At 43.7% G+C, this 26,932-nt stretch carries 21 protein-coding genes; 9 read left to right on the top strand and 12 right to left on the bottom strand.

Annotated elements, in window-relative coordinates; genetic code table 11:
• Positions 1-43: 43 nt before the first annotated feature.
• The 5 genes from AC27KT_RS12730 to AC27KT_RS12710 all read right to left on the bottom strand — a co-directional run bounded on the left by AC27KT_RS12730 (position 44) and on the right by AC27KT_RS12710 (position 9,337).
• Complete coding sequence (locus AC27KT_RS12730) at positions 44-3,223, bottom strand: efflux RND transporter permease subunit (protein WP_487130493.1); 3,180 nt, start codon at positions 3,221-3,223, stop codon at positions 44-46.
• The gene (locus tag AC27KT_RS12725; protein WP_487130491.1) at positions 3,220-6,603 is read right to left on the bottom strand and encodes an efflux RND transporter permease subunit; all 3,384 of its coding nucleotides are present in this window, start codon (positions 6,601-6,603) and stop codon (positions 3,220-3,222) included. Before AC27KT_RS12725 ends, AC27KT_RS12730 begins: the two co-directional genes overlap by 4 nt.
• 25 nt (positions 6,604-6,628) lie before the next feature.
• Positions 6,629-7,762 (bottom strand): efflux RND transporter periplasmic adaptor subunit, encoded by a 1,134-nt coding sequence (locus tag AC27KT_RS12720; RefSeq protein ID WP_487130489.1) that lies wholly within the window; start codon positions 7,760-7,762, stop codon positions 6,629-6,631.
• 213 nt (positions 7,763-7,975) lie between these two features.
• Positions 7,976-8,368 (bottom strand): OsmC family protein, encoded by a 393-nt coding sequence (locus AC27KT_RS12715; RefSeq protein ID WP_487130487.1) that lies wholly within the window; start codon positions 8,366-8,368, stop codon positions 7,976-7,978.
• 84 nt (positions 8,369-8,452) lie between these two features.
• The gene (locus AC27KT_RS12710; protein ID WP_487130485.1) at positions 8,453-9,337 is read right to left on the bottom strand and encodes a CvfB family protein; all 885 of its coding nucleotides are present in this window, start codon (positions 9,335-9,337) and stop codon (positions 8,453-8,455) included.
• 65 nt (positions 9,338-9,402) lie between these two features.
• Here AC27KT_RS12710 and AC27KT_RS12705 point away from each other — a divergent pair, with 65 nt between their 5' ends.
• From AC27KT_RS12705 to AC27KT_RS12690, 4 genes are all read left to right on the top strand, one after another.
• Positions 9,403-10,140, top strand: a complete 738-nt coding sequence (locus AC27KT_RS12705; protein WP_487130483.1) for a 5-oxoprolinase subunit PxpA — start codon at positions 9,403-9,405, stop codon at positions 10,138-10,140.
• Between the two features lie 134 nt (positions 10,141-10,274).
• A complete protein-coding gene (locus tag AC27KT_RS12700) occupies positions 10,275-11,015 on the top strand; it encodes a 5-oxoprolinase subunit B family protein (protein WP_487130481.1) in 741 nt (246 codons plus the stop codon).
• Positions 11,012-11,959 (top strand): 5-oxoprolinase subunit C family protein, encoded by a 948-nt coding sequence (locus tag AC27KT_RS12695; RefSeq protein WP_487130479.1) that lies wholly within the window; start codon positions 11,012-11,014, stop codon positions 11,957-11,959. Before AC27KT_RS12700 ends, AC27KT_RS12695 begins: the two co-directional genes overlap by 4 nt.
• Entirely contained in the window at positions 11,956-12,822 is an 867-nt protein-coding gene (locus tag AC27KT_RS12690) for an aminotransferase class IV (RefSeq protein WP_487130477.1), read from the top strand. Before AC27KT_RS12695 ends, AC27KT_RS12690 begins: the two co-directional genes overlap by 4 nt.
• Before the next feature lie 50 nt (positions 12,823-12,872).
• On the opposite strand, the gene fur is transcribed toward AC27KT_RS12690, so the two are convergent.
• Positions 12,873-13,301 (bottom strand): ferric iron uptake transcriptional regulator, encoded by a 429-nt coding sequence (gene fur / locus AC27KT_RS12685; RefSeq protein ID WP_071814983.1) that lies wholly within the window; start codon positions 13,299-13,301, stop codon positions 12,873-12,875.
• 314 nt (positions 13,302-13,615) lie between these two features.
• Here fur and AC27KT_RS12680 point away from each other — a divergent pair, with 314 nt between their 5' ends.
• Positions 13,616-15,622 (top strand): methyl-accepting chemotaxis protein, encoded by a 2,007-nt coding sequence (locus AC27KT_RS12680; RefSeq protein ID WP_487130474.1) that lies wholly within the window; start codon positions 13,616-13,618, stop codon positions 15,620-15,622.
• Positions 15,623-15,756: 134 nt separating this feature from the next.
• On the opposite strand, the gene fldA is transcribed toward AC27KT_RS12680, so the two are convergent.
• The 5 genes from fldA to AC27KT_RS12655 form a co-directional block, all read right to left on the bottom strand.
• On the bottom strand, positions 15,757-16,281 hold the full coding sequence (fldA, locus tag AC27KT_RS12675) for a flavodoxin FldA (protein WP_014949739.1): 525 nt from the start codon (positions 16,279-16,281) through the stop codon (positions 15,757-15,759).
• 26 nt (positions 16,282-16,307) lie between these two features.
• The gene (locus AC27KT_RS12670; protein WP_012519093.1) at positions 16,308-16,526 is read right to left on the bottom strand and encodes a DUF2788 domain-containing protein; all 219 of its coding nucleotides are present in this window, start codon (positions 16,524-16,526) and stop codon (positions 16,308-16,310) included.
• Between the two features lie 124 nt (positions 16,527-16,650).
• On the bottom strand, positions 16,651-17,430 hold the full coding sequence (locus AC27KT_RS12665) for an alpha/beta fold hydrolase (protein ID WP_487130471.1): 780 nt from the start codon (positions 17,428-17,430) through the stop codon (positions 16,651-16,653).
• Positions 17,431-17,533: 103 nt separating this feature from the next.
• Positions 17,534-17,932, bottom strand: a complete 399-nt coding sequence (locus AC27KT_RS12660) for an H-NS histone family protein (protein WP_039216449.1) — start codon at positions 17,930-17,932, stop codon at positions 17,534-17,536.
• A 122-nt stretch (positions 17,933-18,054) separates the two neighbouring features.
• Entirely contained in the window at positions 18,055-19,704 is a 1,650-nt protein-coding gene (locus tag AC27KT_RS12655; RefSeq protein ID WP_487130469.1) for an electron transfer flavoprotein-ubiquinone oxidoreductase, read from the bottom strand.
• A 370-nt stretch (positions 19,705-20,074) separates the two neighbouring features.
• Between AC27KT_RS12655 and AC27KT_RS12650 the strand changes: the two genes are divergently transcribed.
• Both AC27KT_RS12650 and AC27KT_RS12645 read left to right on the top strand, forming a co-directional pair.
• Entirely contained in the window at positions 20,075-20,827 is a 753-nt protein-coding gene (locus AC27KT_RS12650) for an electron transfer flavoprotein subunit beta/FixA family protein (protein ID WP_487130467.1), read from the top strand.
• Complete coding sequence (locus AC27KT_RS12645) at positions 20,824-21,750, top strand: electron transfer flavoprotein subunit alpha/FixB family protein (protein ID WP_487130465.1); 927 nt, start codon at positions 20,824-20,826, stop codon at positions 21,748-21,750. Before AC27KT_RS12650 ends, AC27KT_RS12645 begins: the two co-directional genes overlap by 4 nt.
• A gap of 117 nt (positions 21,751-21,867) precedes the next feature.
• Here AC27KT_RS12645 and AC27KT_RS12640 read toward each other — a convergent pair whose 3' ends face one another.
• The gene (locus tag AC27KT_RS12640) at positions 21,868-22,176 is read right to left on the bottom strand and encodes an isoamylase early set domain-containing protein (RefSeq protein WP_039216445.1); all 309 of its coding nucleotides are present in this window, start codon (positions 22,174-22,176) and stop codon (positions 21,868-21,870) included.
• A gap of 380 nt (positions 22,177-22,556) precedes the next feature.
• Here AC27KT_RS12640 and AC27KT_RS12635 point away from each other — a divergent pair, with 380 nt between their 5' ends.
• Both AC27KT_RS12635 and AC27KT_RS12630 read left to right on the top strand, forming a co-directional pair.
• On the top strand, positions 22,557-23,789 hold the full coding sequence (locus AC27KT_RS12635) for an efflux RND transporter periplasmic adaptor subunit (RefSeq protein ID WP_487130462.1): 1,233 nt from the start codon (positions 22,557-22,559) through the stop codon (positions 23,787-23,789).
• Positions 23,789-26,923: an efflux RND transporter permease subunit gene (locus AC27KT_RS12630; RefSeq protein ID WP_487130460.1), complete on the top strand. Its 3,135-nt coding sequence runs from the start codon at positions 23,789-23,791 to the stop codon at positions 26,921-26,923. The genes AC27KT_RS12635 and AC27KT_RS12630 overlap by 1 nt, the downstream gene beginning before the upstream one ends.
• Positions 26,924-26,932: the final 9 nt, after the last annotated feature.

Below are 26,932 nucleotides of genomic sequence, written 5' to 3'. Positions count from 1 at the left end.
CTAGACCTGCTTTTTGTCGTTATTTTATTGTTTAGGTCGAGCCTTAGTTGGCGATTTTAATATACGTGGCCACACGCGCTCTACTGGTTTTAAACAAACGCTGCGTTTTAAACCTAAGCTTTAGCAATAACACATAGGCAAGAGGAACTAAGAACAAACTGGTTAGCGTTGAGAACACCAGCCCACCAATGATAGCTATCGCCATCGGTGAGTAGGGAGGACCGTCGCCGCCTATTCGAGTACTCCCCATCGCAAGTGGAATAAGCCCTAAAACCGTTGTAGCTACTGTCATCAGAATAGGCCTGATACGTGTCATACATCCTTCAATCACTGCGTCATACAGCGATAAACCGTCGTTGATTAGCTGATTGATTCTGTCTACCAATACAATGCCATTGTTAACCACAATGCCCATCAATATCAGCATACCAATCATGCCCATAATAGACATTGAGGTACCCGTCACCATAAATGCCCAAAAGACACCGGTAAACGAAAATAACAGCGAAGTGATCACAGACGTTGGAAGGATGAGCGACTCAAACAATGCAGCCATTACAACGTATATCATGCAAAGCGCTAACAGCATATTCATTTGCATGACGGCATTAGCTTCATCCTGGCGAGATAAGCTGCCGTCTAGCGTCCACTTATAGCCTGTAGGCAGCTCTATATTGGCTAATGCTTTCTCTATGCGTTCTCGAGCTTGCTCGGTGGTGGTTTCACCCTCTAGATTTGCACCAATAGCTAGCGCGGTTTGACGATAGTTGCGGTTAATTTGCGATAGCTGGGGCACCACAGAGAAATCGGCAATCATGTTCAGCGTTACCGATTGACCCTGCGTAAACCCAATATTGATGTTCTTAAGTTCGCTTAGCGAGGCTTGAATATCGCTGCCAAACTTAAGCTGTACTGCTACTTCCCCGGCGTCACCGTAGCGGAATGTACGTAAATTACTACCTCGTAGTGCTGTAGAGATAAGTTTAGCCACATCGTTCACCTGAATGCCGAAGCGGTTTGCTTTCTCTCTGTCTATGCGTATCTGAACTTCGTCGCGGGTAGAGCCAGTGTCGGCTTTTACATCCTCCAGCCCTTCTATAGCAGAAAGAATAGGAATGATCTGCCTTGAAATAGTGAGCAAGGTTTCTGAAGATTCACCCAACAGCGTTACTCTTACGCCACCACCGTTGCCGCTATCCCACTGGAAAGAGGGGCGAGCACGCACAAATGAAGGCATGTTTTCACGAATATCCTCCTTAATTTTACTCACACTTACGGGCAACTCGTCATTAAGCGTGATACCACTTACTGCATGACCGGCAGTAAAATAGGTATACACCTGCTTAATGTGAAAGCGTTCTTGGTTTTCATAAAGGTAAGCTTCCATTCTATCGACGGTTTTTTCCACTTCTTCAAGCGTAAAATTCTGCGTAACGTGATAGTTAAGCCAAATGCGCTCTTGGTTATTATTACCCTCATCATCTGAAGTAACTATCTGCATGGGCACAATGGTCGACGCCAGCAGCAATAAAGCAATAACGCAGGTTACGCCCTGGTGTTTCAACATCCAGTTAAGCGCACGGCCATAGCCTTTTATGTAGGACGGCGTTTTAGGCGTTTTTACAACTGGGATCTTTACCTTAGTTGTCAGTAAGGGAATAAGTGTTTTAGCAATGAAAAGCGACGCAAACAGAGATATACAGATAGCCACAGCAACGTGCTCTAGGAAAATAGTCACGTCTATTTTTACCCCAATAATATTAGGTAAAAACACTATTGCGGTGGTTGCAGTTCCTGCAATGACCGCAAGGCTGACTTTGTTTACACCAATCTGGGTGGCTCGCTTAATATCTCCCTCTTGTTGGCGTTCTTGAAATACGCTTTCGGTGATCACAACGGCGTTGTCTACCAGCATACCTACCGCTAGCATAAGGCCCATGAGTGATAAAATATTAAGGGTATAGCCCAATAAATACATCACACCTAAGGTAATACAAATTGAGAACGGCACTGAAAGTACTACGATTAAGGTGGTGGTAAGCTGGCGCAAAAATAAGTACAGCACAATAACTGAAAGCAACGCACCTAAAAGACCAGCGTTTAGTAAATCGCTCAGTGACGAAGTTACGCTTTTAGCGGTGTCGTCCATTACAAATAAACTAATGCCTGTAAACTCAGGGTCTTCCTTGGCTTTTTCGATAACCTTCATTACCGCGTCGGAAACTTCTACAAGATTGCTGCCCGATTCGCGAAATACGTTAAAACCCACCGCAAAGGTGCGATCTAAGTGACGTCCTTCGTTGCGTTGAGGAAGCTCGTAAGTCACGCTGGCAATGTCAGACAAGCGAACGCTGCGGGTAACCCACATATTTTTAAAGTCGTTTACATCGGTAAATTCGCCAGTTGGGTTAACCAGAATTTTTTCACCGTTATTGTACATGTAGCCCGCGGTTAGCGAGAAGTTGGCGTTTTGAAGCTGCTGTTCTAAACGAGTACCGTCTATTTGGTAGGCCGCCATTTTCTTAGGATCTAAGCGAATAGTAATTTGACGCTTCATGGTGCCGTATAGCTCAACTTTCGATACACCCGGAACACGCTCTAGCGGTCGCTTAAGGTTACGCTCAAGCAAGTCGTAAGCATTCGATAAGTCGCGGTCGCTCGATACGCGCAGCTGGAATATAGGCATATCGTTGGTGTTAAATTTATACACCATGATCCGCTCTATATCGTCAGGGAGTTCGTGGCGAATAGCATCAATCTTTTCCCGTGCCTCAATGCTTTTAGCTTTAAGGTTTTCATCCCAGTCGAACTCCACAATGACCTCAGCCATATTGTCGTACGAGCGGGCCCTTAAGCGCTTTATCCCCGACATGGTAGCAACGGCCTCTTCAACCGGGCGGGTTATCATGGTTTCAATCTCAACTGGCGTTGCATCCGGGTAGGGGATCTGCACTACCATTTCTGGAATATCAATCCCAGGGAACTTCTCTAAAGGTAATAAGCGGCCAGATACAATACCGAACAGCAACATAGACAAAAACAGCATTCCGATGGTAACGGGCTTGTCTAGCGCAAAGCGTGCCAGCGAGGCGCCTATACCTGCGATTTTTGAAAGGTGTGGCTGTGAAGCTATGTCTGTCTCGCGTTGACTCTGCTCACGTGTTTGGCGCATGTCAGTATTGGTTTCAGAACTGTTATTAGCGTTGTGAGAAGGTGTACTCATAGTACACCTCCTTTCGACATTGCTGCTTCGTCACCAAAGCCCGCATTAGTATTAACAGACGTTTTCTGCGCAACGTTTTTCTTCACGTCGAACAGGCTGTAAAGCACTGGCAATAAAATGAGGGTAAGCAAGCTTGCAAACAGAAGGCCGTAAATAACGGTGATGGCCATTGGCGTGCGAATTTCAGCACCTTCGCCAAGACCAAACGCCATAGGCAATAACCCCAACACCGTAGTGAGTGTAGTCATCACAATAGGGCGCAGGCGAGTCTTTGCAGCATCTAAAATAGCGGTGTCTTTATCTACTCCTTGACGGCGTAACTGATTTATACGGTCAACTAATACAATAGCGTTGTTCACTACAATACCGCACAGCATAATCAAACCTATAAATACCACCACGTTTAGTGGCGTATTGGTAAGCCACAATCCATACACAGAACCTGCGCCGGCTAGCGGCACTGCGAACAAAATAAGCAGAGGGTGCAGCAGCGACTCAAACTGAGACGCCATAACCAAATACACCATGAACACCGCAAGTGCCAGAGCAAACTGTAGCGAACGGAAGCTGCTTTGCATGTCTTCACTTTGTCCAGTTACTGTTGCACTTAAAGATAGAGGAAGTTGGGTTTCATCAATGACTTTATTAGCAACGGCAACTGCTTCATCAAGCTTACCCTTGGCTAAGTTTGCTGATACCAGCGCTACACGCTGCTGTCCAACGCGGGTGATTTCGCTAGGGCCTACGCTCATATACACGTCTGCAACGGCACTTAATGGAATAGGTTGTGCAGAGCCTGGGTTAACAACAATGGCACGCACGCTGGCGATGTCATCTCGCTGGTTTTCTTGGGTTCTTACCAGCACATCCACCTTTCTGTCTTCAACACTGTACTGTGTAGCGACACGGCCACCTACTTTGGCCGCAATAAGCTGAGAAACGGTTGATGCATCAAGCTCAAGGCGAGCAAGTTTGGCGTGATGGAAGGCTATTTTAAGCTCTGGGTTTCCGTCGCGAATGCTGGTCGTTACGTCTGCAAAATTATTAAAACTGGCTAGTTTGGTCGCAATAGCGTCGCCATACTGTTGTAGTTGATTAAGGTCGTAACCCGCAATTTCAATTTGAATAGGCGATGCAAAGCTAAATAGCTCAGGCTCTGAAAATGTTGCCTGAACCTGAGGTTTAAACGCTAAATGATCGCGAAGGGCACGCTTTACCGCGTCCATATCGGAAGCTGTCGCCGAAGGCTGCATGACAATGTTTAAGCGGCCCCAATGATCACCACCTTGATTAGGCGCGGCGCTTATAAGGCTACCCGTACCAGACATGGCATACGTGCGAAGCACCTTGGTTTCGCCGCCATCATTGTTATTTACTGCAACCGCAGCAAGCTCGCTGATAATAGCGTCGGTACGCGCTAGTGGCGAGCCCGCAGGGAGGGTCACTTCTACCGAAAACTCTCCTTGTGATAGGGTAGGGATAAGTTCCATACCTAGTTTTGGTACAAGCATTATCGCGCCAGCAGCAAGAATAAAGGCTGTAGCTAACACCGCCGCTTTGGCTTTAAGGCTTACGCGCAGCAGTTTTTCATAAGCATAAGCAAGAAGGTCAAACCCTTTATTAAATACCCAAATAAGTGGTTTAAAGGCAACGCTTAATAACTTGCTAACGATATGCCATGCGCCAATCACCAAAGTTACTAAGGCTGCAGGTAAAAAAACAAAGATAAGTCTGAATACCCAACGAACTGGCAGGGTAACGTAATACATAACTTTGCCCAATGTTGACGTAGGAGGGGTAGGCGCTGGTGTAGTGAACACCTCTTCGTGGTCTAGCTGTTGCTTTTTCTTCTTATGTGCCATCGCAGGGATAAGTGTGAGCGCAACAACAAGCGATGCAGCTAAAGCGAACGACACGGTTAACGCTTGATCTTTAAACAGCTGACCTGCAATACCTTCTACAAATATTAGCGGCACAAACACGGCCATAGTGGTTAGTGTCGAAGCCACAATTGCGCCAGAGACTTCTTTTGTTCCTTCACTTGCGGCGGAATCCTCTGCTTTAGTGTTTTCAGCTCTTGAGTTTTCATTAGCTGTAGCGTTGTCACTTCCAGCCGTTTTTAACTTTTTGTGACGGTCTATGTTTTCAAGCACAACAATGCTGTTGTCTACTAACAAGCCAACAGCAAGTGCGATTCCACCTAAGCTCATCATGTTTAAGCTGATGTCGTTGGCATACATCAAGTTGAAGGTAGCAATTACTGATACCGGAATAGAAACCGAGATAATAACGGTAGCCCAGAAGTCTTTAAGAAAAAGGTACAGCACTAACATAGCTAAAATACCGCCCATCACTGCCGCTGATTTCACGTTATCTATAGCTCGCTTAATGAACACGCTTTGGTCATAAATTTCGCTAAGCGTGTAGGTTGAAGGCAGGTTGTTGTTGACCTCATTTAACCGGCTAGCCACTTTTTGCGCTACGTTGACCGCATTAGCATCGCCTTCTTTATAAATGGCAATTTCAATACCTTCATTGCCGTTAAAGCGCGTTACCACATCACGATCTTTATAAGCACTCTCAACCGTTGCCACGTCTTTAAGTTGAATGTTTCTGCCTTCAAAACGCCCAATGAAAAGGTTTTCGATATCGCCCAGTGTTTCAAACTGATTCAGGGTTCTGACCAAAAACGCCTGGGCTGCGTTATCAATTCGACCGCCCGCCGCGTTGATGTTTTCAGCACTTACCCGGTCAACAATGCGGGTAATGGGAATAGACAGCTGACTGGCTTTCTGCTGGTCGATAAGAATGTGAATCTCGTTTTCTAAACCACCGCCAACGCGCACGGCTGCCACACCCTCTACTGACTCTAGCGCTCGTTTTACTTGCTGTTCGGCATATAAACGTAATCGCTTCATTTGCGCTACGCTTAAACTTGACGTATCGCTTTGTGCCGTCAGCCCCAGTTTAATTACCGGGTCTAAACTTGGGTTAAAACGAAGAAGTCTTGGCTTTTCTATATCAAGGGGAAGCTGCAATACATCAAGTTTTTCGCGTACTTCTAAACTCGCGAAATCCATGTCAGTACCCCACGCAAACGAAAGCACCACATCAGACTGTCCTGCTCGCGATGTTGACGTGACCTTACGTACACCTTTCACTACACCAATGGCTTCTTCAATGGGTTTTGAAACCAGTTGTTCGACTTCGCCTGGCGCTGCACCGTCGTAGTCGGTGCGAATAGTGAGAGTAGGGTAAGATAAGTCAGGCAGTAGGTTAACCGACAGTCTGCCTAACGACACCATACCAAAGAGCAATACCGCAAAAGTGAACATACTAACGGCAACAGGGCGCTTTACAGCAATATCTACAATACGCATTGTGTGAGTTCCTTGTTAGGCCGAATTAACTGTTTACTACTTCAACAGGCGCGCTGTCTTTCAAGTTTTGGTGGCCTGCGGTAACCACTTCTTCATTACCGTTTAAACCATTGGTAACTTCGATTACTTCGTTGTTTTCAAAGCCAGTAGAAATGTTCACTTTTTTAACTTTGCCGTTGTCGACAACGAATACACTATGATTATTATCGATGGTAACTAGCGCTCTACGAGGCAACAACGTGGCGTTAGCATGTGTTGCGTACTCAAGTGACACATCGGTAAACATGCCGGCTTTGAGTTTGTTGTCTTCGTTAGGTACTTTTAACGTTACTTTGAACGTGCCGGTGGTCGCGTCGATAACCGGGCTAATACGCTCTACGTTGGCTGTAATCGTTCTGTCGCCTAAAGCCGCCACGGTAAGCATTGCACCTTGTCCAATCACTACGTTGGGTAGCTCATTTTCAGGCAGGTACACAATGCCTTGAAGATTGCGCTGCTGAACGATATGAAACATTCTCTCCCGTTGGAACGATTCAGTCAGGTTACCTACCTTGGCATTCCTTTCTGCAATGTATCCATCAATTGGTGCCGTGATCGTTGCTTCTTTCAAATCAAGTTCAGCCAAGCGTACAGATGCTTTTGCTGATTCAAATTGCGAAGTGAGCTTGTCGTAAGTGTCATCGCTGATAAGCTTTTTAGAATAGACTTTGTTGACCTTTTCTAGTTCGCTTTCAATGCCGGCTAAATCAGCCTGTGCTTTTGATAAGTTCAGCTCGTAGCGGCGTTTATCAAGTTGTGCCAGTACCTGGCCTTTTTCAACATAATCACCTTCTTCTACGAAGATTTCTTCGATAATTCCAGATGCTCGCGCAACCACAAATGCTTCTTCACGAGCTTCTAAAATAGCGGTTGTATCGTAAGTAGACGTAATGTCGCCAGTAACAATGGTTTGGGTTTCAACGGGAATAGCAAAAACGGTTTCTTCAACTTCAGTGATGTTGGCTTGGTCGTTAACAGCATCGGCATCGGAACATGCTGTCATCGAGAGCGTAAGGGCAATAATACCGCTTCCAACAAGTAATTTGAGTGATGTTGGCGAAAACGGCAATAAAGAATGTGATGGTGAAAAAGAGGTGTTGCTGTGCGTTGTAGTTTCCATGGTCAATAACCCTAACGTAATTGTCGTTATATAATAATGACCATATACAGCAGCTAATATGCCAAAGATGTTAACTAATGTTAATTGTTAATTATTTCAATCATTTACGTGTTGAATAAACAGTTTCAAAGAAAAAGCCAACCTAAGTGGTTGGCCTTTTCTACTAATGCTTAGCGAGAATCGCTAAAAAGAGGCTGGTTCTACTATAGTTTATTAAACCAAAGTATAGCTTGTAGTGATCTCAACATTACCCGTTAGCATTAGCATCACGGAACAGTATTTTTCTGCAGAAAGCTGCACAGCACGAGCAAGGGCCTTTTCACTAATGCTTTCACCTGACACCGTGTAATGCGCGTGAATTTTAGTAAATACACGAGGCGGCTCTTCAGCGCGTTCAGCTTCTAATTCACAGTTACAGGCTTCAATGTTAAAGCGCCCTTTTTTAAGAATATCTACCACGTCAATACTTGAACATGCACCAACTGCCAACAGCACTGACTCCATTGGAGATACGGCTTTACCGCTGCCGTCCATCACCGTTTTGTAACCGCTGTCTGTAGTTCCTGTAAAAGTTAAATCTTGATCCCAAGAAACACGTGCTTTCATTGTTTGTCCTAATGTCATAAAAATAAAAAAGGAAGCTGCAAGACAGGCCAGTTTAGCGCTTCAATGCAGCTGTGACATGTGCATTTATTTGTTAAGGCGAACTGCATCTGGGCTAAGCGTGATTTTCTTTTGCTTATATAGCGCCCCTAACGCTTTTTTATACGCGGCTTTACTCACGTTAAAATGAGAGTAAATGGCTTCTGGCGCACTCTTATCTGTTAGCGTAGAAATCCCACCGTGGGCTTCTAAGTCATCCAAAATGGCTTGTTGAAGTGCATCACGGCCACCTTTGTCTACGCGCTGAAGGGCTACGTCCACTTTGCCGTCTTCACGAATTGTTTTAATTACCCCTTCAGTAGCTTGCCCGACTTTAAGCGGCTTAAAGGCATCGCTATGGAAAATAAGACCTAAGCTTTTTTCATTGATAACTACCTTAAAACCTAAATCAGTTTTGGCATAAACCAAGCATTGCACTGTGTCGCCCTCGTTGAGGTAGGCGCTACTTTCCTTAAGAAAATAGTGAAGCTTAGTCGCACCTAAAATACGCTGGGTTTTATCATCAAAAAAGGTGTGAACAACATAGTACATACCTGGATTAACAGGTTGGGCTTGGTAGTCGTTGGGCATTAAAAGGTCGTTGTCTAAACCCCAGTCGAAAAATGCGCCAAAGTTAGTGGCAGATACTGCTTTAAGTACTTTAGTTTCACCAACTTGAATCAAAGGTTTCTTCATGGTGGCATAAAGATCGCCGCGCTGATCTGTGGCTACAAATACGTCTACCTGCTGGCCTTCGGTAAGCGAAGTTTCTACTTCGTCAATCGCAAGGGTCACAGTTTGCAGCTCTTCAGCATCATCTATTTCTATTACGCTGTCGTTTTCATCGTTGTTTTCGACAAGTGGCGCTAAAGCGTAGCCAAAAGGGTATTGGGCTACCACGCGTAATGTATTAATTTTTCCAATATTTATCATCAGCACTGACTTTTTAAAAAGAACAGGTAACATGATACTGGAATGAACGTAAGAGCTAAACCATTATGAAGTTAAATTGCGATTTAGGTGAGAGTTTTGGCGCATGGTCTATGCCGATGGAATCGGCCATTATGGCAGAAATTGACCAGGCCAACATTGCGTGTGGATTTCATGCGGGTGACCCGTTAGTAATGAAGCAGGCTATTTTGTTGGCCAAACAACATGATGTGGCCATAGGTGCCCATCCAGCCTATCCAGACTTACAGGGATTTGGCCGCAGAAGTATGGCGATTGCCGCTCATGAACTTAGCGCTATGATTCAATATCAAGTAAGCGCGTTAGGTGGAATGGCAAAAATTTGCGGAGCTAAAGTGAGCTATGTGAAACCTCATGGTGCGCTTTACAATGACATGATGAAAGATACTGTAGTCATGCGCACAGTCATGCAAAGCATAGCGGAAATAAATATGCAGTCTTCAGATTCGCCCCTTGCGTTAATGGTGCAGGCTACGTCGCACAATGCAGCGCTTAAAGACGCTGCGCAAGAGTGGGGGCTGCCGTTGTATTTTGAAGCGTTTTCAGACAGGCGTTATACCGATGAAGGTTTGCTACAATCTCGCTTGATCGAAGGTGCCGTGTTAAGCGAAAGCGACGCACTAGTTCAAGCTAAACAACTTATATCGTCGGGTACGGTAACCACAGCCTCGGGAGCAACACTTGCAATAGAAGCGGATTCTCTGTGTGTACATGGTGATACAAAAGGGGCGGTGAGTATTGCAAAAAAAATCAGAACATTTCTATAAATTTGCCTCATTAAAAACACAATTCAAAAGAACAATATAAAAGGCTGTTAACCTTTGTTTTACCAGGTGTTAGATACCTGTTATCTAGCGCTCAATAGCAATAGTTATGGCCGTTAAGACAACAAGGACAGCAGATGCAAGCTTTCGGTCGCATTAAGCGAATAGTTACAGCAAGTGCAGACGCCATTATTTTGTATTTTGATGGCGCAAACCTGGATGACGCCAATAACGCTTGTCATCACATGCTGGCAGCGATAGATAGCAAAAAGGGAAGCAATTCGTGGGCTTGGCTGCGTGAATGTGTGCCGTCCTACGACAGTTTATTAATTGTTTTTGACATGACATTAATTGATAGCCACGGTGTGTACCGTGCCCTAAGCAACTTAAGCACTGAAGACATATACCAGCAGTCAGACTCTTCACACGCAAAAAGAAACGAAAGTAGCGCAGTGATTGATGTTCCCGTTTGGTACGGTGCACCTAATGCAAGTGATTTGAGTGTAGTGAGTAAAAAAACGTCACTGTCTATTGAAGAAGTTATCGAATTGCACACAAGCACGACTTATAAAGTATACGCAGTGGGGTTTTCTCCGGGCTTTGCCTATATGGGTGATATTCCAGAAGCGCTCAGCTGTGCGCGACTAGGCACACCGCGCAAACGAGTACCTAAAGGTGCGGTCGCAATCGCTGATAGGCAAACCGCTGTTTACCCCAGTGAATCACCCGGAGGCTGGAACCTATTGGGGCTCACGGCATTTGATATGCTCATTCACAGCGACGAACAAAGTGAATCGCGATTAAAAGCAGGGGATGTGGTTAAGTTTGTTTCGGTTACTGAACGGGAATACAAAGCAGGATTGCAGGTTAAACGATGAGAATTGAAGTACTCAACAAAGGACTGTTTAGCCTTATCATTGATAGCGGGCGGGTAAGGCGACAACGGGATGGGTTTTGTGAATCTGGGCCCATGGATAGTAACGCCTATGATTGGGCCAATTTTCTTGCATTCAATTTAGATGGCACGCCTTGCATTGAAGCGATTGGCGAAATGCAATTGCAGGTAAATGAAGATTGTATAATTGCTGTTACCGGAAGGGAGACCACACTCGATATAGATGGAACACAGAGCGCGCCTTATCAAAGCCAAAAGGTATCGGCAGGCGCCGTTGTCACATTCGGTAGCACACTACTTGGTAGTAAAGCTTACTTAGCAATAGGTGGAAACTGGCTAGTGCCCAAAGCAGTGGGCAGTGCTTGTACCGTTGTTCGTGAAAAGTTAGGCGGGTTAGACGGCAAGGGAAGCGTGTTAAGAGAAGGCGACACTATTGAGGTTTTAGCTAACACAAGAAACCAGGACAGCGCTAAAATGCGCACGCTTGCGCAGCAACATATCGATGACTATGGCTTCTTAGAATCTATCCGTGTTATTCCAGGGTATCAGTTTTCAAACTTTAGCACTGTTGCATTGCGTACTTTTGAAACGAGTAGCTATACGGTTTCTTCAGCTATCGATCGTATGGGGTTTAGGCTTACTGGTGAACCGGTAACAGCTGATATAGAAAACATGCGCTCTGAAGCAATTCACTTAGGCGCTATTCAAGTTCCCGGTGATGGGCAGCCTATTGTAATGATGCGCGATAGGCAAACACTGGGGGGTTATCCAAAACTTGGCTGCGTAAGCCCCTGCGATATAAGTCGCTTAGCCCAAGCCGTGCCAGGTGAAAAAGTAAATTTTGTTTTTCAAGATAAAGAAGAGGCAAGGGCCGACTGGCTACTAATGACAAGTAGACGACGCCGATTGCAAGGAGAAATATTGTGACAATTGCGTTTTTAAACGGTGAATATATGCCTCTTTCTGAGGCGAAAATTTCTCCGATGGACAGAGGCTTCCTTTTTGGTGATGGTATTTATGAAGTCATCCCAACGTACTCCGGCAACCCAGTAGGCTTCATAGGGCACACATCGCGTATGGCGCAAGGTCTTAAAGCCATTGAAATTGCTAACCCTTATACGGTAGAAGAATGGCAAATCATTTTGTCTAGCTTGGTTGAGAAAAATATCGCGTTTATTGAAAGTGAAAACATTGGTATATATTTCCATGTAAGTCGTGGTGCTGATACAAAGCGCTTTCATGCCTACCCAAAGAATATAGCGTCGACAGTGTTCGGATTTGCCTTCGAAATAGCACCTCCTCAGCCCACGGCAAAAGAGGATGCAAAACCTTTCAAGGTTGCGCTTGAGCAAGATAAAAGGTGGCAGCGTTGTCATATTAAATCAACATCCTTATTAGGCAACGTAATGCACTATCAAGCAGGCGTTGATGCAGGTGTTAACGAAACTATTTTGTATAACAGCGAAGGTATGATAACCGAGGCAAGCTCATGTAACGTATTTATAGTGAAAGATGGCTGCATTTCTACGCCCCCATTAAACCATGAACTTCTTCCAGGTATTACTCGCGCCATAGCAATTGAGGCATTTAAACATGCTGGCCTGGTGGTAACTGAAACCTGGTTTAGCAAAGCCGAGTTGCTAGAAGCAGATGAAGTATGGTTAACCTCTTCAAGCAAAGAAGTAGCGCCGGTAGTTGAAGTAGACGGAAAACCTATTGGTACAGGGGAAGTGGGTGACGTGTGGGAGAAAGCAATTAAGGCTTACCATGCATATAAGTTTACAGCATAACGAAAAAAGGCCCGCTTTAAGCGGGCCTTTTGCTAGGATAAAACTGTTACCTATTCAGGTAAGTTGTCGCAGTTACCATCTGTACACTCACCGTATAAGTATAGGCTGTGATGCGTTAGCTTCATCTTGTGTTGCTTTGCAATCATTTCTTGTCGTTCTTCGATGATTTCATCCTCAAACTCAATGACTTTGCCACATTTCAAGCAAACAAGGTGATCATGGTGATCTTTATGACTTATCTCAAAAACAGATTTGCCGCCCTCGAAATGATGACGATTAAGAATACCTGCATCATCAAATTGGTTTAAAACGCGATATACAGTAGCAAGACCAATTTCTTCACCCTGTTCGATAAGGATTTTATAGACGTCTTCAGCGCTGATATGTTGGTTTTCTGGCTCTTGCAGAATTTGTAAAATTTTAAGGCGAGGCAGAGTTACTTTAAGCCCTGCTTTTTTCAATTCTTTATTTTGATCCATTACAGCCTACTAAAAACGAGTGAAAAGGTGTTTGGTGGTTATTATAGGTAAGTTGAAACAATTTAAAAGGAAAACCGTGGAAACTTTGTTTCCTCGACGAAAATTTGTCCAAGAAGAAATTGACTAAAAACGTCGCGCACAAGTACAGACCTCATAGCATGTGGCCTGACCAGAATGTAAGTGTCAGATTTATCTAACAAATAAGCAAAATAATTAAAACTTTTGATGTATTGAATTAACATCCTGTTAAACTAAACTTAAAGAGTTGCTTTCTATTTTGTGGTTTTTGGCATGTTTTTAAGTGGAAGTACCCCATGCGGTTAACAATTATAAATAAAATTACGTTAGGCTTCGGCTTATTCGGCTGCTTGTTATTACTAACTAGTATTCTTTCTTATTTTGGTCTCAGTGGCATAAAAGATTCTGCGCAAAATGTGGTAGAACAGAAAATGCCGGTACAGACCAGCATGGTAAAGGTTAAAACAGAAATCTTATCTTTGTCGGTGATAACCGCTAACGGTTATCATGTAGAAAATAGAGATGAACTCGAAGGCAACAAGCAAACATTCAACTCGTTATCCTCTACCTTTTCCGGTGATCTTGCGCGACTAAAGTCGCTTATGCCCAATAACTCGATAGCTAAAAATGCCGTAGAAGTGAGCTTGGCATATGTCAGCGATAGTATTGAAATGTATTCGGCAATCGATGAAAGGATGAATGTAGAAAAAGCGCTTACGGCGCAACTTGAAAAAGTCCTGATGGCTGCTGATGAAGCGAGCGCGCTCATGCTCGACCTGTCTTATTTAGATGCTAATAATCCAAGCATAGAAACGCTTATCGGTGCAGGTACCGCCATCGACAACAAGCTGCTAACGATGAACGATTCCTTTATCGAACTCGCTGAATCTAATGACGCAGAGCAAAGTGCCAGCATTATTGAGGATCTTGAATACCAGCTAAGTAATCTGCAAGTAGACAAAGACTATGTGAATCGCTTGGCCACAGGTGTTGATGATGGTGGCACAATCGAGGCATTTAACGAGCAATACGATTTATTGATAGACGCGGTGAATGGCTCGAGCGGTTTAATCGCGCTGCAACGTCAAAAACTCTTAGAGGTTGAAAAAGCAGCGAAAGCGCAGAAACGAGCTAAGCTCGCTTTAGAAACTGCGCTTGCAGACATTAATACCCTGTTTGATACCGTTCAAGCACAATCACTGGAAGGGCAAAATGCTATTCTTGAATCTGTGCAAGAAAATTTGCTACGCAACATTATTGTTGCTGTACTGGGGCTTACCGCCGCTATTTTCCTTGCTGTTATTGTTACGCGGAGTATTTCAAAACCTCTTGGTAGAATTAATAAAGGGTTAAGCTTGTTAAGCCAAGGCGATCTCAGTACTAAATTACCTGAAGAAGGCAATGATGAATTCTCCGCGCTTTCAGCCAAAGTGAACAGTTTAACTGACAGCTTACGAGAATTAGTGGGGAATATTCTTGAACAAGAAAAACGTTTAATTGAGATTACAAAAGAAAGTGTTGAACTTGGAAATAAAAGTTTATCTGAGGTGGACAAGCAGCGAGAACAAGTAACCGTTACTTCTACTAACACTAAAAATGTTCAGGATAAGAGCCGCAGCAACCTGGCGCAAATTAATGAAGCGATGGATGCGTTACGCACAATTACTAAACAAAGCACCGGTATAGGTCAACTCGTTCAAAAAAGCAGTGAGCAAGTAAGTAATCAAGCCAAACAGGCAGAGTCGTCGGCGCAGGTTATCGGACGTTTAGATGATAACTCACGGAGTATTGGCAGCATTTTAGACGTGATAAAAACCATTGCCGAGCAGACAAATTTGTTAGCATTGAACGCTGCTATTGAAGCGGCAAGAGCCGGCGAACAGGGCAGGGGCTTTGCCGTTGTTGCAGACGAAGTTCGAACTTTGGCAAACCGTACACATGACTCTACTGAAGAAATTGAGCAGATGATTGGTAATTTACAAAAAGATGCAGCGCAAGCTGTGAAGGCGATTAATGCCGGTCGCGAGCAAGCCCAAGAAGGGGTAGTGATAACTCAGCAAGTATCTGAGCAAGTAAATAGCATTCGCGAAATTATTGAGCGTTTGAGCGATATTAATGAGCACATTGTTGAAGATACTGAACAACAAGATGTGTTGTTAGGAGATGTAGCGAAAAGCTTAAACCGAATAGTAGCACTGGCCGATTCAAGTGCGCAAAGCACAAGGCAGTCGAACGAATCAACTATGATGCTGGATGCGCAAACAGAGAGTTTACGAAGGGCGGTAGAGCGGTTTCAGCTATAGCAGGCGCTGAAAAACTATGCCAAAAAATTAAAAGAAGGCACTTTATGAAAAAAAACCGCTCCAGTAGAGCGGTTTTTTCAATATACAGTTACTTAACAGCTTTCACGTTAAAGATTAAGCAAACTCCAGCGTTTCTAAGCAAGCTCCGCCAAACAAAGCTCGTCGTGAATTTGCTTACACCAGGCTTTAACGCGAGAGTCTGTTAGCTCTGGCTGACGGTCTTCATCAATACCAAGACCAACAAAGTGATTATCGTCTGCCATGCCCTTAGATGCTTCGAAGTCATAGCCTTCAGTAGACCATTGACCCACAAGGATAGCGCCTTTGGCTTCAACAATGTCACGTACCATGCCCATCGCGTCTAGAAAGTACTCCGCATAGTCTTCCTGGTCGCCACAACCAAAAATAGCGACCAGCTTATCATTGAAGTCAATTTGCTCTAGTTCAGGGAAAAAATCATCCCAGTCGCATTGTGCTTCGCCGTAGTACCACGTAGGGATACCGAAAATAAGCAAATCAAACTCAGCGATGTCTTCTTTACTGCTCTTGGCAATATCTTTTACATCAATTAGCTGTTTACCCAATTCCTTCTGGATCATTTTCGCAACATGTTCGGTATTACCCGTGTCACTTCCGAAAAATAGGCCAACGCTTGCCATATCTAACCTCTATTAATCGTTACTAATTAAACGCCTGTGCTTAGCCAAAACCATTCAATAATGCCTTTCGCAAGAAACCCCAACGCGCCTAAACCCAGCACGCCATAGGTAACCACTCGTCCAATAAGTGGAACATCGTTCTTACGTAATACATCGTGTACAGCAAAACCCATCAACCCAAAAAGAATAGATAAGCCGCCATACAGCATAATGGACTCAATGAGTTCGTAATTTTCTGCAAGCATAGTGTTGTTACTTAAAAATTTCTGGCGCAACTATATCACAGTATATACGCCTGTAAGAGCCTAAAACGTTCAAAAATATGTAATAATAGTCATTCTCATCCTGATTAATGAGAAATGTTCAACTTTATGACGATTTGTTAAGCGTTCTCTCTACAATACCGTTAAATATCGCTGGTTTTTCTGCGTGTAACCAGTGACCCGTACCTTCAATAATATGCGCTTTCGCATTTGGAAAGTAGCGAGCTATCGAATCGCGATAGGCCGGTGTGATGTAGTTGGACTCGCTGCCCTTAATAAATAAGGTTACGCCATCGTACGTTTGATTTGTTTGTTCCCAATCAATAATGTGGGAGTAACTTTTCATTAGCCCACTCACATTGAAGCGCCACTTCCATGCTCCGCTTTCATCTTGATACAGGCTTTTTAGCAGAAACTGTCTAACGCCCATTTCTTTAACGTGGGCAGCCATTTGTTTTTCAGCGTCCTTTCTACTTTCAATTGTGTCCAAAGAAACAGAATTTAACCCATCAAATACCGCTTGGTGGCTGTGTTCATAACTCACTGGGGCAATATCAGCTACGATTAAATGTGTGATTTTTTCGCCGTGATTTAAGGCCAGCTTCATTGCAACCTTTCCTCCAAGGGAATGACCCAATACAGCGCTTTTTTCAATATTTAAAGATTGCATAATGTCGTAGATTGCATCTGCGGCAGCTGACATAGAAAAACTATCAGTCCATGGAGACTCACCGTGATCCGGTAGGTCTATACTTATAATATTAAAAGCTGATTCAAAATGCCGTTTAACAACGGCTAAATTATCCGCATTGCCGAAAAGCCCATGGATTAAAATTAACCATGGTGATGATGAATCTCGCTTTGAAAGTTTATAATTTAACTTCACGACTTATTTACCCATGAATAATTGTCTGCTAAACATTGCTTTAGTCTTAAAAACAAAATAAGGCCTGTAAAAACAGACCTTATTAGCAGGTTAAATAGTGATATTAATTAATAGCGTAATCGTTAAGTGATTTGCCGCTATCTAGTGCATCTTTGTAAACGCGTGGCATACGGCCAATGCCAGTCCACAAGTGCTCTTCGCCATTGTCATCAACAAGTTTGTATTTGACAGGACGCTTCTTACCTACGTTTTTATTTGTGCCGGTATCCAAAGCTTGTAAATCTTCTACATTTAGACCAGCTTCTTCCATTTGCTGTTTAATAGCAGCAAGTTTTTCTAACTTTTCTTTTTTTAGTTTTTCTTGTTCTAGTAATTTTTCTTTTCTTTTTTCTATTATACCGCTAAGTTTTTCCTGAACTTGTTCAAGTTCTTCTATGCTTAATTCCTTAACAGCACCTTGTAAACGTCTTCCATGGGTTAAAATATCTAAAAATTCGCTCATTAATTAACCTTAATACGTTGTACTAAATTTCTATAAGATAATAATTAAAAGTAGCACAAAAAAAAAGCGAGCTAAGCTCGCTTTTAAAAATTATCAGTTAAATAACCGAATAACGCACTAAATTACATATTTGGGTAATTCGGACCTCCAGCACCCTCTGGTACAACCCATTTAATATTCTGACTAGGATCTTTAATGTCACAAGTTTTACAGTGAACACAGTTTTGCGCATTAATTTGAAAGCGTTTTTCACCTTCTTCTTCAATAACCTCATAAACGCCAGCAGGGCAATAGCGTTGTGCGGGTTCTGCAAACTTCGGTAAATTAACCTGTAAAGGAATAGATGGGTCTTTTAATTTTAAATGACACGGCTGGTCTTCTTCATGATTTGTATTTGATAAAAACACGGACGATAGTTTATCAAAGCTCAGCACGCCATCAGGCTTCGGATATGAAATTTCAGTAGCATCTTTTGCTTCTTTAAGCTGCGCGTAATCTTTGTGTTCATCTTTCATAGTGAAAAACAAATTACCGTTAAAGAAATTTTGTTCTAGCGTATTGAAAGCTCCGCCCCAGAAATTACCTAGCTTGTGAATAGCAGGGCCGAAGTTACGAGAGCGGAACAACTCATCATATAACCACGAAGACTTAAATTTCTCAGTAAAACTCGTTAGCTCTTTAGTGGGAGCTTCTGCGTTTTCAGATAGGGCCTCAAATATACTTTCAGCCGCAAGCATGCCCGACTTCATTGCTGTGTGGTTACCCTTAATTTTGGCAAAATTTAGGGTGCCTGCTTCACAACCAACTAATAATCCACCAGGAAAGGTCATTTTAGGTAGAGAGTTAAACCCTCCTTTTGCGATAGCTCTTGCGCCATAAGATACACGTTTACCACCTTCAAGGTACTGCTTAAAAACAGGGTGGTGTTTTAAGCGTTGAAATTCGTCAAACGGGCTTAAATAAGGATTGTCGTAGTTAAGGTCGACAATTAGCCCTACAAATACCTGATTATCTTCGGCGTGATATAAATAGCTGCCGCCGGTAGCATCGTCAAGCGGCCAGCCTGCGCTATGAACCACTAAGCCTGGCTGGTGTTTCTCTGGATCTATATCCCAAATCTCTTTAAAGCCAATAGCGTAATGCTGTGGTGAGCTGTCGTTATCTAGATTGAAGTGTGAAATGAGCTCTTTACCTAAGTGTCCGCGACAGCCTTCAGCAAACACAGTGTATTTAGCACGTAGTTCCATGCCCGGCATGTAACCGTCTTTGGGTTCACCGTCTTCACCAACGCCCATGTCGCCAGTAAGCACGCCGCCAACACTACCGTCTTCGTTATAAATAACTTCAGAAGCTGCAAAGCCAGGGAACACTTCAACGCCTAGCTGCTCGGCCTGTTCTGCTAGCCAACGACTAACATTACCCATAGATACGATATAGTTACCGTCATTATGCATGGTTTTGGGCGTAATGCCGTTTGGTAGCTTCTTCGCTGACGTTTCATCATTGAGTAAATAAATGTGGTCTTCGGTTACCGGGGTGTTAAGTGGCGCACCTTTTTCTTTCCAATCGGGAAATAGTTCGTTAAGAGAACGAGGTTCAAATACCGCGCCTGAGAGAATATGTGCACCTACCTCGGAGCCCTTTTCGACCACACAAACCATAAGTTCTTGGTCTTTTTCATTCGCAAGCTGCATAAGCTTGCAAGCAGTTGATAATCCAGCTGGGCCGGCACCGACGATGACTACGTCAAACTCCATCGATTCTCGTTCCACGGGAGGCTCCTTATGTTTGTATTTTTATAGTGCACTATTGATGAAACAAATAATGCTTTGTGTCAAAAACATGTAAATTAATTGTCGTTTTGCAAGGTAATGCAGGTTGACGTTTACGTCAACAGTAAGTACATTGCAAAGCAGTTTACGTTAACGTTAACTGGCAGCGCATTATACCTGCTCGTAAACGTGGTGTTAACGTCGTTTTAAGGCTAGCCTTTAAAAAACGTACGTTCCACAGTTTCTTTTTTAACGTAGAAGCATTGTTAAAGTTTCAAAAAGCGTGGTGAAGTAATACGTTTTTAATTATTAATAGTTAATTATTAATGAAACGTAATAAGCACTGACGAACTCAACAATTGAGGTAAATATGAAAATACTCGTACCGGTCAAACGCGCGATCGACTACAACGTTAAGGTAAGAGTGAAGGCTGATGAATCAGGTGTAGATCTTACAAACGCGAAAATGGCCATTAACCCTTTTTGTGAAATTGCTGTTGAAGAAGCCGTTCGATTAAAAGAAAAAGGCGTGGCAACGGAAATCGTTGTTGTTTCAATTGGTGACAAAAGCTGCCAAGAACAAATACGCACAGCACTTGCCCTAGGTGCTGATCGTGGTATCCAAATTGATACCGACCAAAATCTTGATTCACTTCAAGTCGCAAAGCTCTTGGCGAAAGTGGTTGAACAAGAGCAGCCTCAACTTGTTATCCTTGGTAAGCAGAGCATTGACTCTGACAACAACCAAACTGGTCAAATGCTTGCAGCGCTAACAGGTATGCCTCAAGGTACCTTTGCATCAGAAGTGGCTGTAGATGGCGAGAAGGTGAACGTAACACGTGAAATTGACGGTGGCCTCCAAACGGTTGCACTTTCGCTTCCAGCTGTTGTAACGACAGATCTTCGTTTGAATGAACCGCGTTATGCATCGCTTCCAAATATCATGAAAGCAAAGCGTAAGCCTCTTGATGTTAAAGCTGCGGCAGACTTTGGTGTTGCGCTTGAATCAAACGTAAAAGTAATCAAAGTTACGCCTCCGCCTCAGCGTGAGGGTGGCATTAAAGTAGCAGACGTTGCTGAATTAGTAGATAAGTTAAAAAATGAAGCAAAGGTGATCTCATGAGCGTACTCGTATATGCAGAACACGACAATGCAAGCTTAAAGACTGAAACGCATAAGCTAGTAAACGCCGCACAAAAAATGGGTGGTGATATCCATGTATTAGTAGCGGGAGAAGGTTGCCAAGCGATAGCTGAAGCAGCAGCGCAAATTGACGGCGTTGCAAAAGTCCTTCTAGCCGACAATGCGGCCTACAAGCACCAGCTTGCAGAGAATACAGCGGATCTAGTAGTAGAGCTTGCTTGCGACTACAGCCATGTTGTTGCCGCTGCAACCACTACAGGTAAAAACTTTATGCCTCGCGTAGCTGCATTGTTAGATGTTGCCCAAATATCTGACATTATTGGCGTAGAAAGCGAAGATACTTTTGTACGTCCTATTTATGCAGGTAACGCGATTGCTACCGTTCAATCATCTGACGCAAAAAAGGTGATTACGGTTCGTGCGGCATCATTCGATGCAGCTGCAACTAGTGGTGGTGCTGAAGTAACTGCAATTGATGTTGTTAAAGGTAGTGAAAAGTCTGACTTCGTCTCAGCAGAACTTACCGAATCTGAGCGTCCTGAACTTACTGCTGCAGAAGTCGTTATTTCAGGTGGCCGCGGTATGCAAAACGGTGACAACTTCAAGCTTCTTGAAGGTATTGCAGACAAGCTTGGTGCAGCCATCGGTGCATCGCGCGCTGCGGTAGATGCTGGCTTTGTTCCAAACGATATGCAGGTGGGTCAAACAGGCAAAATTGTTGCGCCTCAACTTTATATCGCTGTTGGTATTTCAGGGGCTATTCAGCACCTTGCGGGTATGAAAGACTCTAAAGTTATTGTTGCTATCAACAAAGACGAAGAAGCGCCAATTTTCCAGGTTGCCGACTACGGTTTAGTAGGTGACTTGTTTGACGTGTTGCCAGAGTTGGAAGGCTCTCTTTAATCTGCGTCTACACACGATAATAAAACGAAAGGCTGCATTCTTGCAGCCTTTTTTGTAGGGAATTGTTATTCCACGCCCGGAGGTATTACGGGCGTGCTCTATTTTTGAAGCAATGAGTTAAACGCGCACAACTGAATTGTCTTCAATGCTAACAGGTGAGGGGATATAAGCGTCGGCTTCCCAGTCGTTCTCCCACTTCTCTCCGTCAAGCAGATAACGGAACTGGTACTCGTGATCTTTCTCTAAATCTACCGTTAACGTGAAATCACCACTTTTCAATTTTTTCATCGTAAGTGGCTGTGACTTCCAGTCAGTAAAATCTCCGCACAGCGATGCTTCTTTAGCGTCCTTCGCCGCTTCCGCATTAAGTCGAAATGTCACTTTGCACAGAGGTTTTGATTTAAGGTATTGTTTCTTAAGACTCATAATGTGTTTTCCCTTCAACGTAGCGAAATCATTTCCGAGGCTACAATCTGTTAAGACTGCGCTTAACTCGCAGCCGTCGGTTAACTCATAACCAATGAGTGGTTAAATAATCAACGAAAAACTGATAATTATCAATCTTACTTTGTATTCTTTTGATAATTTTTTATATTAGAGCCTCTGATTTTGCGTGCACATCTCTATCAATAATTAGACACAAAATTTAACAATCTTAATTGAGCATGCAGAACGTAAAATCAGTACACTAGTGTTGAAACAATAATAATAGAATTTAGTGGGTTATCGGGTGATTAATAATTAGCGCAGTGAGCTGCTGTGCGAACCTTTTTCACGCTGCTTGCCTTCGTTCCTAGGGATAGTAAATGAAAAACTCCATGTTGATGAAAAGTGGTATTCCATTAATCATTTTGTTGGTCGCATTCGTAGCGGCTACCGTAATGATAAAGTCACGCAAGCCGCCCGAACAAGTTCCCGTAGAAATTCCTGCTTTCCTTGTTGATGCAAAAGAAGTCTTTGCAGAACCAGTAAATTTCATCGTTAAGTCTCAAGGTAATGTGGTGCCACGAAATAAAACTGCATTAAGTGCGCAAGTTAGTGGGCAAGTGATAAGTTTATCTGATGTGTTTATTGCAGGTGGCACGTTTAAGAAAGGCGACGTGTTGGCAACACTTGAACAAGATGATTACCGCACAGACCTTAAGCTTGCCGAAGCAGAACTTGCCCAAGCTCAGGCTGCGCTTCAAGAAGAAATCGCACGGGGTAAAGTGGCCGAGCAAGAATGGCGTTCGGTCAGCAGTGTAGCTCCTCCAGAGTTAGGTTTAAGAAAACCGCAGTTGGCAAAAGAACAAGCAAACGTTAAAGCAGCAGAAGCGAAGTTAGAGCGTGCCAAGCGCAACTTGGCCAGAACGCAAATTACCGCCCCTTATAACGGTATTGTCGTTGAGCGCAATATCGACCTTGGTCAGTTTGTGGCGATGGGCTCCGTGCTTGGTACGATTTATTCAACCGATACTGCTGAAGTAAGATTGCCTATCACTGACAGCGATTTGATGTTTATTAACATTGCGGGGCAGTCTAGTGACAGCGCTCCGGTCACGTTAACAGCTTCTGTAGGGGGCGTGAAGCGAACGTGGGAAGGTAAGCTGGTGCGTTCGGAAGGTATATTAGATACGGGCAGCCGCGTAGTGTACGCTATTGTAGAGGTAAGAGATCCATACAACTTGAAGTCTTCACACAAGTCACCTTTGCGTTTTGGTCAATTCGTTGAAGCTGAAATTACGTCTCGTCAAAACGAAGAGCTTGTGGTGCTTCCCCGCAGTATATTGCGTTTAGACAATACGGTTCTAACTGTTAACGACAACCGTGAAATAGAAATTAAACCTGTTGAAGTCGCACGCACAACCGCAAAAGAGGTGTTCGTACGCTCTGGTATAACTGAGGGAAGCTTAGTGGTAACTAGTGCTGTACCTAACCCTTACAATGGTATGGAAGTTCGATTTCCCGGTGATGAGCCCGTACTTGCCGATGCTGCTGAAGCGGATACTTCCGATAGCTCTGAGAAGCTAGAAAGTGAACGCTTGGAAGGTGAAAACTAATGAGTCGTATCGATACCAACAAAGGGCTTATTGCTTGGTTTGCACGCAATAATGTGGCCGCCAACCTGCTGATGATTTTGCTTATTGTGGGCGGCTTGTTCAGTGCTTTTAGTATACAAAAACAAGTATTTCCAAGCTTTGAAATAGACGTTATTAGTGTTCGTGTACCTTATCTAGGTGCAGCGCCTCAAGAAGTTGAAGAAGGTGTACTCCTTAAAATTGAAGAGGCTATAAAAGATCTAGAAGGCATAAAACAACTTAACTCGACCGCTGTTGAAGGCATGGGAACAGTGAGTATCCAAGTTGAAGAGGATTACGATGTTCAGTCACTACTTGATGAAGTAAAAGTCCAAGTAGACGCTATTCCAAGCTTTCCCGCAGATACTGAAAAGCCTGTTATTTATCGTCAAAAGATTCAGCAAGACGTGATATGGCTATCAGTCTACGGTGATGCTTCTGAAAGGGAGCTAAAGGAGTTTGCCAAAGACTTACGCGACGACATTGCTAATTTGCCAGGTATCTCCAGCGTTCAGGTTGTGGGCGCAAGAGACTATGAAATTTCTGTTGAGCTATCTGAAGTTGACTTGCAAAAGTACAATCTTACGTTTGCTGATGTGGTGGCGCGTTTAAGCCAAACCAGTGTGGACTTACCCGGTGGCTCAATTCGCACTGAAAACGGCGATATACTGCTTAGAACAAAAGGGCAGGCCTATACCGGCTGGGACTTTTCACAAATTGTTCTTGTAACAAACGCTAACGGGACGCGCGTTACGCTTGGTGACGTAGCCTATATCAACGATGGTTTTATTGAGAATAATCAATATGCGCTCTTTGATGATAAACCAGCGGTAAGTCTACGGGTACAAGCGGTAGGGGACCAAAACGCGTTAGAAATTTCAGAGCAAGTTAACGCTTACATTGACAGTCAAAAATCCGAATTTCCAGCACACATCACGGCCGATACATGGGGGGATAGCTCTTTCTATTTGGCTGATCGACTTAACATGATGCTTGAAAATATGTTCTTCGGTGCACTGCTTGTATTCTTAGTTCTTTCACTGTTTTTGAAAATTAAGCTCGCTTTCTGGGTAATTGTGGGCTTGCCAGTCTGCTTTCTTGGTACCTTGCTGGTAATGCCTTTAGATATGGTTGGTGTTTCCATCAACATGTTGAGTCTGTTCGCATTCATTCTTGTACTGGGAATTGTGGTCGACGATGCAATTATCATGGGTGAATCGGCTTACTCTGAGATTGATAAAAAAGGGCATAGTGCTGACAACGTTATAGCTGGCGTTAAAAAAGTTGCTATGCCCGCAACTTTTGGTGTCTTAACTACTATTGCTGCGTTTTCACCTATGCTTATGGTATCAGGGCCATTTGGTATTATCTGGAAAACCATAGGTATGGTAGTTATTGTATGCCTTATTTTCTCACTGATTGAATCTAAGTTAATACTGCCGGCGCACTTGGTACACATGAAGCTTAAGCCTTATGATCCGGAAAAAGCTAACGCGTTCCAAAAGTTCCGAGACTTCTTTAGTGAAGGCATAAAGACATTCATTAATAATAAGTATGCGCCGTTTTTAGCAAAAGCAATACGCAATCGCTACACTACAGTGGCCGTGTTTTTGGCCATGCTTATTCTTACCGTGGGGCTATTCGGTGGTGGCATCGTGCGCTTCGTATTCTTCCCGAGTATTCCTAGTGACTTTATGGTGGCCAGCTTTGAGTTAGAGCCTGGTTCGTCACTAGCGCAGCGAGACAAGGTACTAACTACACTTCGTGAAGCTATGCACCGCATGGATGACAAAGTTGCAGAAGAGACGGGTGAAAATGTCATTAAGCACGCCGTCGCCTTTGATAATGGTAATCTAGGTGGTGAAATTTTTGCGGAGCTTACCAAGGGTGAAACCCGCACGCTGACTGATTTTGAGATTCAAGACTTGTGGCGCCAAGAACTACCCGAAATTCCTGGGGTAAAGTCGTTTAATATCAGTTCACCTGGGGGGCCTGGGGGCGGCTCTGACCTTAGCTTTGAATTTAGTTCTAGCGATATTAAAGCGCTTCGAGCAATTAGTGACCAGCTAAAAGAGGCGTTAGACAAATACGAAGGCGTCACTGACATAAACGATACTTTCTCAGGCGGCAGTGAAGAAATTCAGTTAGCATTAAAACCACAGGCTGATGCTTTAGGTATTTCACTTCGCGACTTAGGGCAGCAAGTTCGCTTTGGTTTTTACGGTGCAGAAGTTCAGCGTATTCAGCGAGACGATGAAGAAATCAAGGTTATGGTTCGCTATCCTAAAGCGGAGCGAAGCTCTGTAGAACACCTTGAAAATATGCGAATTCGTGCACCTAATGGCCAAGAAATCCCATTTGAGCAAGTGGCAACATTTACTGTGGGTCAGGGGTTTGATTCGATTATTCGTGTCGATGGAAAACGTTCGGTAACGGTAACAGCCGCAGTGGATAAAGCTCTGCTCGATCCATCAGAAGTCACTAACGATGTAATTGAAAATTTGATGCCAGACCTACTAGCCCGCTATCCAAGTGTAGAGTTTCAGCTTCAAGGCAACTCAAAAGAGCAAGCCGACGCTATGGTAAGCCTGATGCAAGGGCTCTTGTTTGCGTTGTTTGCTATTTATGCCTTGCTTGCCATACCGCTTAGGTCTTACAGCCAACCTTTCATTATTATGTCAGTCATTCCTTTTGGTATTGTCGGTGCTATTGTCGGGCATTTAGTACTGGGGATGGCAGTAAGCGTACTTTCATTCTGCGGCATTATCGCATTGTCGGGTGTCGTAGTTAATGACAGCTTAATTATGGTGGACTTTGTTAACCGTGCACGCAAAGAAGGCATGTCGCTTATGGATGCGGCTATTAGCGCTGGTACACAGCGCTTTAGAGCTATCATCTTGACATCACTAACAACCTTTATGGGTCTTATGCCAATCGTATTTGAGCGCAGTCTTCAGGCTCAAGTTGTGATCCCCATGGCTATTTCTTTAGCCTTTGGTATTTTATTTGCCACGGTGATCACCTTACTGTTAGTGCCCGCTCTGTACCTTATTCTAAACGACCTTAAAAATGTGTTTAAAGGTCGAAAACACGCAGAACTTACGACAGAAAGCTAAAAAGATAAT

The organism is Alteromonas sp. 5NW40-0090 (assembly GCF_057552975.1).
This window is presented reverse-complemented; position numbering and strand designations above follow the sequence as displayed.

Excerpts from the sequence above, each read along its gene's own strand:
- AC27KT_RS12730 (WP_487130493.1), bottom strand. The coding sequence starts at position 3,223 with ATGAGTACACCTTCTCACAACGCTAATAACAGTTCTGAAACCAATACT.
- AC27KT_RS12725 (WP_487130491.1), bottom strand. The coding sequence starts at position 6,603 with ATGCGTATTGTAGATATTGCTGTAAAGCGCCCTGTTGCCGTTAGTATG.
- AC27KT_RS12720 (WP_487130489.1), bottom strand. The coding sequence starts at position 7,762 with ATGGAAACTACAACGCACAGCAACACCTCTTTTTCACCATCACATTCT.
- AC27KT_RS12715 (WP_487130487.1), bottom strand. The coding sequence starts at position 8,368 with ATGAAAGCACGTGTTTCTTGGGATCAAGATTTAACTTTTACAGGAACT.
- AC27KT_RS12710 (WP_487130485.1), bottom strand. The coding sequence starts at position 9,337 with ATGATAAATATTGGAAAAATTAATACATTACGCGTGGTAGCCCAATAC.
- AC27KT_RS12705 (WP_487130483.1), top strand. The coding sequence starts at position 9,403 with ATGAAGTTAAATTGCGATTTAGGTGAGAGTTTTGGCGCATGGTCTATG.
- AC27KT_RS12700 (WP_487130481.1), top strand. The coding sequence starts at position 10,275 with ATGCAAGCTTTCGGTCGCATTAAGCGAATAGTTACAGCAAGTGCAGAC.
- AC27KT_RS12695 (WP_487130479.1), top strand. The coding sequence starts at position 11,012 with ATGAGAATTGAAGTACTCAACAAAGGACTGTTTAGCCTTATCATTGAT.
- fur (WP_071814983.1), bottom strand. The coding sequence starts at position 13,301 with ATGGATCAAAATAAAGAATTGAAAAAAGCAGGGCTTAAAGTAACTCTG.
- AC27KT_RS12680 (WP_487130474.1), top strand. The coding sequence starts at position 13,616 with ATGCGGTTAACAATTATAAATAAAATTACGTTAGGCTTCGGCTTATTC.
- fldA (WP_014949739.1), bottom strand. The coding sequence starts at position 16,281 with ATGGCAAGCGTTGGCCTATTTTTCGGAAGTGACACGGGTAATACCGAA.
- AC27KT_RS12670 (WP_012519093.1), bottom strand. The coding sequence starts at position 16,526 with ATGCTTGCAGAAAATTACGAACTCATTGAGTCCATTATGCTGTATGGC.
- AC27KT_RS12660 (WP_039216449.1), bottom strand. The coding sequence starts at position 17,932 with ATGAGCGAATTTTTAGATATTTTAACCCATGGAAGACGTTTACAAGGT.
- AC27KT_RS12650 (WP_487130467.1), top strand. The coding sequence starts at position 20,075 with ATGAAAATACTCGTACCGGTCAAACGCGCGATCGACTACAACGTTAAG.
- AC27KT_RS12645 (WP_487130465.1), top strand. The coding sequence starts at position 20,824 with ATGAGCGTACTCGTATATGCAGAACACGACAATGCAAGCTTAAAGACT.
- AC27KT_RS12640 (WP_039216445.1), bottom strand. The coding sequence starts at position 22,176 with ATGAGTCTTAAGAAACAATACCTTAAATCAAAACCTCTGTGCAAAGTG.
- AC27KT_RS12635 (WP_487130462.1), top strand. The coding sequence starts at position 22,557 with ATGAAAAACTCCATGTTGATGAAAAGTGGTATTCCATTAATCATTTTG.
- AC27KT_RS12630 (WP_487130460.1), top strand. The coding sequence starts at position 23,789 with ATGAGTCGTATCGATACCAACAAAGGGCTTATTGCTTGGTTTGCACGC.